This window comes from Glaciihabitans sp. INWT7 (assembly GCF_014217685.1).
Lineage (GTDB): Bacteria > Actinomycetota > Actinomycetes > Actinomycetales > Microbacteriaceae > Lacisediminihabitans.
This window is the reverse complement of sequence record NZ_CP043654.1, coordinates 137,010-148,839: the sequence shown is the minus strand read 5'-3', so window position 1 is coordinate 148,839 and position 11,830 is coordinate 137,010. Positions and strand designations below refer to the sequence as shown.

General features: G+C 64.6%; 11 protein-coding genes. 9 read left to right on the top strand and 2 right to left on the bottom strand.

Translation table 11 applies throughout. From position 1 onward, the window contains the following. Positions 1-1,665: 1,665 nt before the first annotated feature. Both F1C58_RS16865 and F1C58_RS16860 read left to right on the top strand, forming a co-directional pair. Positions 1,666-2,076 carry a hypothetical protein gene (locus F1C58_RS16865; RefSeq protein ID WP_185204287.1) on the top strand — a complete coding sequence of 137 codons (411 nt, stop codon included), beginning with the start codon at positions 1,666-1,668 and terminating at the stop codon, positions 2,074-2,076. Beyond that, positions 2,073-2,312, top strand: coding sequence for a hypothetical protein (locus F1C58_RS16860; RefSeq protein WP_185204286.1), 240 nt, complete (start codon positions 2,073-2,075; stop codon positions 2,310-2,312). The genes F1C58_RS16865 and F1C58_RS16860 overlap by 4 nt, the downstream gene beginning before the upstream one ends. 18 nt (positions 2,313-2,330) lie before the next feature. Here the strand turns inward: F1C58_RS16860 and F1C58_RS16855 are convergent. After that, a protein-coding gene (locus tag F1C58_RS16855; RefSeq protein WP_185200817.1) for an IS3 family transposase occupies positions 2,331-3,475 on the bottom strand; the annotation gives its coding sequence in 2 pieces (ribosomal slippage) (positions 2,331-3,196 and positions 3,196-3,475; 1,146 coding nt in all). Positions 3,476-3,606: 131 nt separating this feature from the next. Here F1C58_RS16855 and F1C58_RS16850 point away from each other — a divergent pair. Further along, positions 3,607-3,837 (top strand): hypothetical protein, encoded by a 231-nt coding sequence (locus F1C58_RS16850; RefSeq protein ID WP_185204285.1) that lies wholly within the window; start codon positions 3,607-3,609, stop codon positions 3,835-3,837. A gap of 31 nt (positions 3,838-3,868) precedes the next feature. On the opposite strand, the gene F1C58_RS16845 is transcribed toward F1C58_RS16850, so the two are convergent. Continuing rightward, on the bottom strand, positions 3,869-4,342 hold the full coding sequence (locus F1C58_RS16845) for an HNH endonuclease (RefSeq protein WP_185204284.1): 474 nt from the start codon (positions 4,340-4,342) through the stop codon (positions 3,869-3,871). 99 nt (positions 4,343-4,441) lie between these two features. On the opposite strand from F1C58_RS16845, the gene F1C58_RS16840 reads away from it, so the two are divergent. The 6 genes from F1C58_RS16840 (at position 4,442) to F1C58_RS16815 (ending at position 11,826) form a co-directional block, all read left to right on the top strand. Next, the gene (locus F1C58_RS16840) at positions 4,442-6,853 is read left to right on the top strand and encodes a hypothetical protein (RefSeq protein WP_185204283.1); all 2,412 of its coding nucleotides are present in this window, start codon (positions 4,442-4,444) and stop codon (positions 6,851-6,853) included. After that, positions 6,850-8,316 carry a hypothetical protein gene (locus tag F1C58_RS16835; protein ID WP_185204282.1) on the top strand — a complete coding sequence of 489 codons (1,467 nt, stop codon included), beginning with the start codon at positions 6,850-6,852 and terminating at the stop codon, positions 8,314-8,316. Before F1C58_RS16840 ends, F1C58_RS16835 begins: the two co-directional genes overlap by 4 nt. Then, a complete protein-coding gene (locus tag F1C58_RS16830; RefSeq protein ID WP_185204281.1) occupies positions 8,313-8,684 on the top strand; it encodes a hypothetical protein in 372 nt (123 codons plus the stop codon). Before F1C58_RS16835 ends, F1C58_RS16830 begins: the two co-directional genes overlap by 4 nt. A gap of 718 nt (positions 8,685-9,402) precedes the next feature. Next, the gene (locus F1C58_RS16825; protein WP_185204280.1) at positions 9,403-10,980 is read left to right on the top strand and encodes a hypothetical protein; all 1,578 of its coding nucleotides are present in this window, start codon (positions 9,403-9,405) and stop codon (positions 10,978-10,980) included. Positions 10,981-11,053: 73 nt separating this feature from the next. Then, positions 11,054-11,221: a hypothetical protein gene (locus F1C58_RS16820; protein WP_185204279.1), complete on the top strand. Its 168-nt coding sequence runs from the start codon at positions 11,054-11,056 to the stop codon at positions 11,219-11,221. Next, entirely contained in the window at positions 11,218-11,826 is a 609-nt protein-coding gene (locus F1C58_RS16815) for a nuclease-related domain-containing protein (RefSeq protein WP_185204278.1), read from the top strand. Before F1C58_RS16820 ends, F1C58_RS16815 begins: the two co-directional genes overlap by 4 nt. Positions 11,827-11,830: the final 4 nt, after the last annotated feature.

The window sequence follows — 11,830 nt, the reverse complement described above, 5'->3', positions numbered from 1 at the left end:
GTGTTCCCCTGAAGAATGTGTTGTCTACCCCGAGCGTGAGCTTATCTCGCCGCTGGTGCTTGTACAGAAACCATGCGCGGCACCGCGCTCGCCCCGATGCTCGCGGCGGTCGCCGGACGCGCACCACCAGAAGCGAAGCGCCGAAAACTGCGAGCACGAAGTGGGAGCGCGGCGGTCGCCGTGACCTGGGCGAGCTGGCCGAAAAAGGAGCCCAACGGCGGCGAGTGACCTGAGTCTTTCGAGAGGTAAAGAGGTCGGGCGCTGGCGCGCCCTCCACCCAACATGAACACCTCTTCGGAAACCCATGACGTCGACCACTCTTCGAAGACCATCTCGGCTGCTCTGAACGTGACTGCCCTCCGCCACCACCTCGACAACGCAACTGTCCGCCATAGAACTCAGCCGCCTTCGGCGACCGTGACACCGCCGGCGCTGGCGCGCCGGCTACACATCTCCATCCGCGCGTGGCCGCGCTCGAAACGCTGTTCCTACCGGGCGCTGGCGCGCCCTCCTCCCGCTGGTCTCATCTCCCGCTCACCTGCGTCCGTCTGTCCGCACGCCCTGACGTCCGACGGTTCGAAATGCCGTGTCCGTCTGAGCGTCTGTCGGTGCGGATGCCTGTACGAACTGCGTGCCTGCCGGATCGCATGTCTTCACGGTTTCCTTCACGCGCCGACTCCGTCGTCGCTGCCCTGCCGGGGGCCTCTCGCATGGTGGGGTTTCGGACGGCGTGCTGTCTGTGCCTGGTGCCCGGTCCGTCCGTCGGTGCGTCTGCCGAATCGGTCTCTGCGCTTACCGGTGCGCCTGTCGGGGCGGTTGGCGTTCCGGTTGCTTGTCGACGGCTGGGCGTGGTGCAGAAGTTCGGCAGCGCTCTGCTCTTCCGTAACGAAGAACGGGACGGCCGGCTGGGCGGGATTCGTTCCGGTTCACACCACAGACGCTCCCCTGCCGGGGGCCTCACGCCTGCTGAAGATGTGCGGGTCGGGGCTGTTCCTGCGGGGGACGGGACGTCGGGCGAATCGGGTGGCGATCCGGTGCCGGGCATCAGGTGCGTTGCGTCACGAAGTCCCCCGGCGTGAGGCCCCCGGCAGGGGTGTGTTGTCAGCGCAGCTGATGCAGTTCCCATTGTTCAACGCGCAGCGGTGAGCGATGCCCTGCGCAGAAGACGCCACAGCGGCTTCCCAGCACCCGGGCTGCACACGGCAGACCGGCACCCAGCCTCCGGAACGGAGGTGACATCGGCGAACCGGTGAGGCGATGGCACGGGATTCGGAAGGACGCGCCAGCGTTCAGACGGAGCACCGCAGCTTTCCGGGAACCGGAAAGTTCGACTCGGAGTGCAACGGAGCGGAGAAGGGACGCTGGCATTAGGGAAGGGGCGTAGTCGCTTTATGGCAGTGGACCGGGCGCTTTGGGCTGAACGCGTTCCGGGCGAATCTCAGGGCTCGCGCAAAAACGGCGACGAAAATCGGCATGATTCGAGATGGAACGCGTGTTTTGTGCGCGGTTGCAGTTGCGCCGCAACATAGATGCGCGCGTCCTTTCCCTTTCCCTGCTGGCGTTTGGGGTTTGATCGAGCGGCAGTGTGCCGAGCCGACGACGGCGTGCGACGCGCGCTGCTCGAGGCGCCGGCTCGATCACGGATGCGCCGCATGTCTTGAAGGCATGAACGACACACCAGAGGCCCCGGCCGGCGACAGGAATCCGAGCACGAGCATCGCCATGCTGCGGTCATCTCGATCAAAGAACACCGTACGCCGGGTGCAGTCCGTTGCCGGGTTCGTCGCACTGTCTTCCTGGACTGTGGCCATGTTCGGAACAGCGCTCAGCCGCACGGTGAACAACGTCGTTTTCGCTCTGATCGTCACCGGCGCTGTCGCATTCGTCACCCGGATCACATCCTGGTTCTGGTTCGAGGTGTGCAACGGCGCGTGGGACCTTTCCGGCAATCACCCGCGCCGGGATCTCATCGTCGCGACCTCCACTCTCGCGTTCGTCTGCCTCTGGGCGGTGGGCGTCACTACCGCCCTGATCGGACTGGTTCTGATCCTCTGGGCCGGACTGATCAACCTGTGACCGAAACGACTGCTGGCGGTGCGCTCGATGAGGTTATGGCTGCCAGCCGGCCCGTCATTTACCCGACCGAGCCCACCCGCCGAGCGGACATGCTGAATGACCGAGCGTACGACCTGGCCTCCGATCCGAAACCGCAACCTCGGCCGCCGCTGACCGTCGCGCAGCTGCGGCTGCTGGGCACAGGCGTCGCCCTGGTCTCGGTGTACATCGGCTGGGACTGCCCCGAGTTCAGTTGACTCGGTGGGTTAGTGGTTTCACGCGGCGTTGAGGGCCATGTTTATTGTCTCAAACTCGATCGGGGTGAGTTTGCCGAGGCGGCGTTGCCGACGCTTGCGATGGTAGGTTCGCTCGATCCAGACCACGATCGCGAGGCGTAGCTCTTCCCTCGTGGCCCATCGTTGCCGGTCGAGGACGTTCTTTTGCAGGAGGGCGAAGAAGGACTCCATCGCGGCGTTGTCGCCGCATGCGCCGACGCGGCCCATCGACCCGGTGATGGCGTTGTTCTTCAACACCCGCACGAAGGCGTTGGAGCGGAATTGAGAGCCGCGGTCGGAGTGCAGAATCGTGCCGGCGATGTCGCGTTGCCCGATTGCGTTGCGGGCCGCAGCGACCGCCAGGGATGCTTTCATTCGGGAGTCGATGGAGTAGCCGACGATCTTGTTCGACCACACGTCCTTGATCGCGCAGAGGTAGATTTTGCCTTCGTCGGTGCGATGCTCGGTGATGTCCGTCAACCACAGCTGGTTAGGGCGTGTCGCGGTGAAGTTCCGCTGGACATGGTCGTCATGCACGGGCGGGCCGGCTTTGCCCCTCAGGCCGCGTTTCTTCGCGAACACGGACCAGAGCCGCTGCTGGGAGCAGAGCCGCCAAACCCGGTTCTCGCCCGCCTTCAGGCCAGCCTGGTTGAGTTCGTCGCTGATGAACCGGTAGCCGAACGCGGGGTCGTCCCGGTGGGCGTCCCACGCCGCGTTGGTCAGGTGAGCGTCGTCCCAATCACGTTGCGAGACGGGGTTTCGGAGCCACTGATAGAAGGCTTGTTTGGAGAAGCGCAATACCCGGCAGGTCACCGTGACGGGGACTCCGTCGACGGCCAGTTCGCGGACCAGCGGGTACATCATTTTGGGTTGACATCCCGGGAGAGGTAGGCGACGGCGCGGCGCATTACCTCGGCTTCCTGCTCCAGCAGCCGGATCCGTTTCCGCGCCTCCCGCAGCTCAGCCGACTCCTTCTCCGTCACGCCAGGCTTCACCCCCTCTTCGACGTCGGCTTTCTTCAGCCAGTACGCCAGACACGACTCCGAAATTCCGAAGTCCTTCGCGATCTGGTTCAGCGGGGCTTCGTGCTTGCGAGCGACCGCGACAACATCGCGGCGGAACTCGGGCGGGTAGGGCTTGGGCATGGTGACATCCTTCCAGCGGAGACGAATCTCCACAGGTCAAGAGTCAACCAAACCGGGGGCAGTCCCGCTCGCTACTGCTTTCCGATATGCGCGCTCCAGGTGCATGGCATCCGCTCCTCCCCACCCTCAGCATGATCGTCGGGAATCTCCTCCTCGTCGCCGGCGGGGTCAGCGACAACTGGCCGGCGCATCTGTCGATTCGCGCCTCGGCCCGGCCTGCGCACATGCGGGAAGCGACGTGGGTGTTCGTGAGGTCAGGAAGGATCCTGCTTATGGCGACCGGTGCTTTCGCGTCGCTGCCGATCCTTGCGCTCATCGAAATGTTCACCGTGCAGATTCTTCGTGTTCTGCTCCAGCGGTAGGTAGCCGTTCAACGCTTTCGGAGGACGCCGGTCACGAGGGTTGGAAGTCGGGGAAGTCCCGCTTGAACGCGGCTCTCAGCTGCGCGATCGTCGGCCCGGACGCTGGGTCGGCAGGGCCGAGCGCTGGGGCCATCCATCCTGGCTCGTCTACCTCTCGTGTCCGCCGCCCGAGGAAGAACGCCGCCTGCTCGACTGACGGGTACCCGATGGCGCGTTCGTCGCACTTGCTGCCGTTGCAGTATTTGTGCGCGAGTTGCAGGTTGCCGACCGTGTGGCGGCCGCCTCGCGCGGACGGCAGGATGTGGTCGAGCTCAACGCTTGCCGGGTGAGGGAACTTCCGGGCCAGATCGATTTCGGTGAGGCAGATCGGGCACGTTGTCTGCCCGGCACCGTGCAGCAGGAACTTGACCCATTCGTATGCTTCCGTCCCGCTTCGCGGCGCGGGGTCATCAGCCATCTCCGTCACCAATTCGGCCATCATCGCCGCGGTGAGCTCGAGTGCCATGGCCAGAGCATAGACGCTCCGACCGACGCCTCAATTCCTGGACCTCGGAACCCGACAATCGCCCGGAACGCGCACCCCTTCGCCGCATGACTTACAAGTATGAGCAGACCAGCGAAACCGATGACCGCGTGGAAGCTCACACGATCCGGAAACCTCGACCCGAACCCGATGACGTTCATCACCGCCGCCGGTGTTTTCGCCTCCTCGGTCGCCCCGGGAACGATCCTGCTGACCACCCGAGTCGACTCGGGCCTCGCCCACTACATGCTCACCCCGGAGTCCCCGAACGCGCGGCAGTCCGCCCTGCATCTCGCTCACGCAGTCGCCGCCCGAGCCGACGAAGTGGACACCCTTCCGGAACTCGACGATGCAGCATCCGTCGCCTGGCTTCGGACAGAACGGATGCCCACTCTCGTCTCCCGCGACACCCAGTCCGGCACAGACGCCGCCGCGGTCTCCCGGGCCCTCGCCATCTCTATGCGTCCCGGCCAATGGGTTGCGGTGGCTCTTCGCACTCCGACGCAGCGTGAACGCCGGTGGCAGCTGACCTGGCTCGAATCCCAGATGAACACCGTGAACCCGCAGTATCACTCCCGGCGTTCCGACTCGCTCGTTGCGACCTTCTACGCGGGAGCCAGTACGGCCGATGAAGCTGGCCAGCTGCTCCGCGAGGCCGGTGCCGCCATGCCCGGGTTCGACATGGCCACACGATTCGAGACAACGTCGCGCGCCCGCGACAGCGCCGGCTTCTTCGTCGCCGCGCCCTCCCTGATCGCCGCCGGGGTCCTGATGAACGTCGTCGGCACCCAGCAGCTGCCGGCACTCGCGCCAGTGGCGGCTTTCGCCGCCGGCGGACTTGCCGCCGCGCTCGGGGTGCTGACCCTCATCGGAAAGATCCACGGAGCTCACGACCGCCTCCGAGCGGGTCTTGCCCACCACCGCCTTCCCGTGTCACGACCGCTGATCATCCCGCCGTCGAAGCCGGTGAAGGAGAAGAAGAACGAGAACGGATCCATCACCAAAGCGAAAGGAGGCGGGTACGCGTTCCAGCGCCGGGCCTTCCTGGTCGGTCAGGAGATCCCCGTCAGCCTCGTCGCACCGCATTCCGGAAACGCGTCCGGGGAGATGTCCACCATGGTCCGTGAAGCGCCGGCGTCCATGAACAGCATCATCGGCCCGCGCATCGGCACGTCCGCCGACAAATGGGTTGCCCTCTCTGCGAAAGACCTCTGGCAGGGCGTCGCCTTCTTCGGCGTTCCCGGATCAGGAAAGTCGGTCGCCCTCCGGAACCTGTGGAGCTGGTCCTGCATGGAGCGGTCGAACCCGTCCGGCATCGACGGGTTCCCCGGCACGCGCAACGCCGTCATCGCCTTGGAGACGAAAGGTGAGGGTGCCGCCACCTACCAGCGTCTGGCCACAAAGGTTCAGGACTCCGTCGGCCTGGCCGACCTCACCGACCTGAACACCCCAGCGATCGACATGTTCCCTCGCACCGGCACGCTGCAGCAGCAAGCCCGTTCGATCGTCAACGCCATGAAGTACGTCTGGGGTGTCGAGTCCATCGGAGCGCATTCCTTCAACATGCTCACCCGTGTCTTCACCGGTGCCCTATCCGTCAACGCGTCGATCACCGCGCAGGTCAACGGACTTCGAGCGGACGCGTCACCGTTCTACTACGCCAACATCCTCCTCGGCGGTATCGGGGACGAAGCGGCAGTCGCGCTCGGCAGCGCCATCCTTTCCGAAGCCGCCCGAGTCAAAGCGACCGACGCCGACGATCTCGGTGTCGCAGCCCAGGAGCTCTCGACACTGTTCGGCGCCGGGGTCACCCCCGCGCAGCGGAAGTCCGCCACCGAAGCGCCGCGGAACAAAGCCGGCGCACTCCTCATCGCTGAAAGCTGGTGGGCGCGACCCACCCGGGTCAGCTGGGACGACGTCCTTCAAAACCACTGGGGCGTCATCGTCAACGTCGGATCCTCCGCCTCCGGCCAGCAGGTCGACGGGCAGCTCAAAAACGACATGTCCGGACTGCTGATGTACTCCCTGTACGAGGCCATCCAGCGCAACTGCTCCACCTGGTCTGAGGAGAAGCGAACCGTCTCCATCTTCGCTGACGAGCTCAGCGAGATCGCCGGGTCCTCATCCGACGTCATCGAATGGCTGAAAGACAAAGGCCGCAGCTTCGGCGTCATCCCCGTCTTCGCCACCCAAAGGTCCAGCCAGCTGACCGCCCAGGTGCGCGAGTCGGTCCTCGGGTTCGGCACGATCTTCGCGTACACGCAGGATGTCCCCGCCGTCATGTCTCAGATCGTCGCCGACCTCACCGCCGACGGAAGCGTCTGGACCACCGCGGATGTCGCGAACCTCCCCCGATACGAAGCGATCGTCCGCACCCGGGTCAACAGCGTCCGCCAGCCTCCCTTCACCGTGAAGCTGTCGAACTTCGAATCCATCATGGAGTCGTACTCGTACATCCAGAAGTTCGCCGGAGCAACGGAGACGGACCGATGAGCGACACGAACCTCGGAGCGGCGACCATCCGCACCAAGCCGGTGAACCCCGTCGGCGGCGAGAACGCCCCCGCTCTGACCATCACCCTTCCCCTGCTCGGGTTCGACAACATCCCCTCAGCCTGCCCGGACGACGACGTGCGACTCGGAAAACGAATCGACCCGTACTACGCCGACATCTGGCCAGTCGGAGCGAAAGCATCCTGGGTGGACGCGGCGTCCGCCCGGTCCCAGGTCGCCGCCGGCATCGGCCGACTGCCCGCATACCTGGTCGCTGACGAGGAGACCGCAGCGATGAAAGTCACCGACGTGTCCCGACTTCCAGCGCACCTGAATGTCCTCTCCGTCCTTGACTCCTGGCGGTCCGCGACCGGGGAGCAGCTCGCCGCGTTCACCGGACTGCCGCACCTGGCGACAGGGAAGTCGAAGACGATGACGGACCTGTTCACCACCGAACTCGTCGACGTCGGCATCTTCTCCAACGTTCTCTTCACCACCCGGAATACCGCGCGCGGCGCGCTGTACCGGCTGAACGCCGGCGGCGGGTTCGAGAAGCACGTCGCCCCGATCCTCACCTACGCCGAATGGCTGTCCACAACCGCGGGGCTGAAGAACACCATCGGCGGCGGACACCACGACCGGCACAACGTCATCACCATGGAGCTCGCGCTCCGCATCGCCGAACTCTGCGACGTCGGCACCGTTGTGGGCGAGAAGCTGTCCTCCGCCGACCTGCACGGCTACTCCGGCCTCGGCCTTCCCGCGAGCGGTGCGGCGTATAACCGTGCCGCCGACATGACCGTGATCCGCAACGACGGCGCGCGGATCGCCATCGAGGTGACCGCCAGCGGCGGCCGTGCGCTCGAAATGAAAGTGAAGCACTGGGCGCAGCTCATCGCCAGCCGCCGGATGGACGAGTCAGGGCTCACCGTCGTCTTCGTCCTCATCGACCCGGACCGTAAAGACAACGCCGGCGGGAACCGGATCCGGAACAACCTCTTCAAGCTCGTGCGGAAGACCGTGGGCGAGATGCCCGGAGTCTCCTTCGACCGGGTCGCATCCCGGATGGGAGTCGCCGACTGGCGCGAATGGTTCCCGGAGCCTGGTGTCGTCTCCCCGTCATTCTTCGAGCTGGACTGCGAACGTCCGACCGGACCCCCGGAAGCGCTGTGGGAGCGAGCGTCCTTCCTGTCAGAAGACGACGTGCCGTTTGCCCCGGACGGCGACTGGGCAACCGCCGTGCTCGACAACATGTCGATGCTGCGCTCCGTCCCCCACTGGCTCAAAGAAGGCCGCACGGCGCCGGACCTTCACCGGGTGCAGCTTGCCGCCGCGGGGCTCAGCAAGATTCCCGTCCCGTCGATCTCCCGGCCGGAGCTCACCCCGGGGACTCGGGAGTTCGGGAAGGCGTTCGGGTTCGTGGCGGACACGAAACCGCCAAAGAGAATGCGTCTCGACCGATGAGCGACGAGAGAGCCCAACTGATGCGCGATGCTGAAGCTGCCCGCCGGCGCCTGAACGACCTGCTGCGGAAGAAGCGCCGGATGGAGTACGTGCTCGGCATCCCCATGTGGGAGCACCTCGTGTACTTCATCGTGGCGCTGGCCATCGTCCTCTGGGCGCGCAAGGTGCACGCCGATCCGATCAAGCCGTACGCACTGGTGCTCGCCGCGACCGCCGGGATCACCGCGATCCTCCGCCCGGTCATGGTGGCCAAATGGCACCTGAACCGGCACCACGTTGTGATGCGGTCGAAGGATCGGATCGCTGCAGCCGAAGCAGATCTCTCAAAACTCGAGACGCTGTTGCTCGCGGCTCAGAGCAGCCGCTGAGGACACGCCTCAGTTGTCGCATATCTTGCGCCAACTCCGGATCGACCACGCAACATCGCTGGCGCTCAACGAGGGCGCAAGCTCCAACACCTAAAGTGGTGTCATGCCCAGCGGACGCAATACGCAGCCCGGCCCGCTGACCTTCGCAGTGGCGGAGGTTCTCCGTGCGGAGATGGGACGGCAACAGATCACTGACTCGAGCCTTTCCCGTAGCTCCGGAGTCAACCGATCCGCGGTCGGCCTGATAACCAAAGGCGCGAAGGTCCCAGACATCGAAGTGCTCCGGGCGTTGTGCGCCCAGATGGGCCGAACCTCTGTGTCCGTCCTCGAAGAAGCTGCGCAGCTGATGCGGGAGCCGGCCGCTGCTGAATAGGGACTGATTTCTCAAGCACTGGCGACGGTCAACGTTGCGTGTCGTTGACCTGCTCGTCGACCGATTCGGCTGGGGAGGCATCTCGCGCGGCGGGTGATGAGCCAGCTGGGATTCGCTTCCAGAAAAGGTCGCGGCGCCCACAAGCGGCAGCCCCGTTCGACAACAAAGCTGCCAGCGAGCGCATGCGCGAGACTGCGGCGACTCTCGGGTCGTTGCGATCTGCCGCATGTCTGTGTGTCATAGGCGCTAATTGGGGCGCCCCGAACATCGACGGGGATTACGGCGAACGCCGGACGCCCAATCGGAGGATCCAGAATGACGCTAGTCCCACGCTTGTCTCGAGCTATGAGAGCGATCCGCGCGAGCCTTGGCTCCGCACGGGGAGCAATCGACCTTGCGAGCATCATGGTGGGCGTTCTCGTTATCGGGGTCATCGGCTCCGTCATCGCTGTTTCCGTGTTCGCCGTCATCCCATGGGCGCAAAATAGCGCAGCTCAACAATCGCTCGGTTCCGTTCGGACGGCCGAGTCGGTCGCATTCGTGAAAGGCGACCTCGTCGTGCCTCACCGCGGATACTTCACCATGAGTGAATTGGTCGCCGCGAAGCTCATCCAGGCCTCGGATCGCACAGTTGTAGCTGTCGACACCGACCACGGTTGCTACGTGGCGGTGTCCCGCTCGGCAACCGGCAAGGACTTCTTCTCAACCAGCAGTAGCGCTGAAGTGGCCCCGTTCGATAGCGACGTGACAGACACCGTTCTCGGTTGTGTCACCGACATCCGTACCGCGATGGACAGCCTGCCAGCTAGTGGTGGCTCGGGGGCTGTCGTCATCCCACCCGCGCCTGCCGGCCCCGTGTCATTGGAGGTCAACTCGATCTCCCGCGACGCGACGACCGGATACCTCAACATCGACGTGAACGTCGTGGCCAAGGACTACGGAATTGCTGGAGCGGTTTGTGAGACCGCGTCTTCCTACTGCGCTCAGGTCATCGAGGGAACACTCGTAGACGGCACAAAGTCGATCCTCGCCACTGTCTACACGGCGGGAGGTGCCGCGGCTATCTACCCACACACTGAGAACATCGTCAGCTCCACATTCCAGGGGCAGGTCGTCTCGCTCAGGGCCTACCTGTTCGACGGTTACCACTACACGCCGGCTGTGCAAATAGGCAGCCCTTCGGTTCCGATCAACGACCCGTACAAAGGCGCGACGTCATCGCTTGCGATCAACTCGATCACCCGGGATCCCACCACCGGATTCTTCAACTTCGACGCGACCCTGACCGCTAACGGCTACGGTCTGCCGGACTCGGCCTGCCCGTCCTACGGGCACTACTGCACGGAATCGCTAGAGGCAACGTTGGCGGACGGGAGCACCACCGTGCTCCAAGCAGACCGGGTGAACGGGGGCGAATATGCCACCTACCCGTACACCAAGCGTTTCACTGGCTCCTCCTATCAAGGAAAGATTGTCTCTCTTCGCGCCTTCTTCCAAGACGGAAGCGTCGCGAACGGCAAGCAGTCGACCAGCGCAGCCACCCCGGTCACTGACCCATATTCTGGGGCGAAAGCGACTTTGGTGGTCAACTCGATCTCGAGAGATTCGACCTCTCACAACTTCAGCTTCGACGTGACATTGACCGCGAACGGATTCGGCCAGCCGGACTCGGCCTGCCCAAACTACGCCAACTACTGCATGCGCGAGCTCGAGGCGACGCTAGCGGACGGCAGCACAACGCAGCTGTCTGTAGTGAGAGTCGACGGTGGCAGCTATGCGAAGTACCCGAACGTGGATCGGATCACCGGGTCCCTCCCCATGTCGAAGGTCGTGGCAATTCGCGCCTACTTCCATGACGCAAGCGTTGGTAACGGCAAGCAGTCGAGCAGTGCGACCATCCCGGTTTCAGACTCTGGGCCGTGACCGGTAGCGGACATTCTCGCCTGACGTGAGGCAGGGTCTGCTCGCAGGCTGATCCGCCGCATGTCTACTGGGCATGGCCAACAATTCTCACGACCTCGACAACGACAAGATCGAAGCGTTCTTCCGCAGCCCCGTCGGCTTCTGGATCTCTATCGGTGTGGTCGCAGCCATCGCCCTGAGTGGCATCATCCTGACTGTGCTCCCGTGGGTGCAGGCGACCTTCTTCGGGATCCACGCGTGAGCGTCCGCTACCCCGGCCAGGTCATCGGAACGCCCGGCGGGTCCCTCGCCGGCGCAACCTTCACCGCAAATGAGGCGGTCGGACGGATCGGAGCGAAAGGCGAGCGCCGTACGGCCGAGATCCTAAATCAGCTCGCGCACGCGCCCGGCGGACCGAGCATCCTCCACGACCTGAGCATCCCGATCAAAGGGGTCAACGCAAACGTCGACCATGTTGTCGTCTCCGGACGCACGGTCACGATCATCGACACGAAGGTCTGGGCTGGCGCCTTCTACTGGACCCTGGCGGGACGCACCTACCGCGGGTGGAAAAGGTTCGCCACCACCGGCAAGGCCGGCGTCTCCTACCCGGCTGAGAAGCGCACGCTCCCCATGGCACGCGACTCTTACGCGAAATACCTCGGGACCCCCGTAGCTGACGTGAAGATCAGCCTCATCGTCTGGCCGTCAAGCAAAACCCCACTGAACCTGACCCTGTTCGCCGGCGCCGGTAACCCCAAAACCGTCGACGGTACGAAACTCACCGTCGGACGGGCCGGGCGCCTTTACGGCCGACGTCCCGCAGATGCAAACCTGCTCTCCGCGCTGGCGAAACTCACCAAGTAGCCGA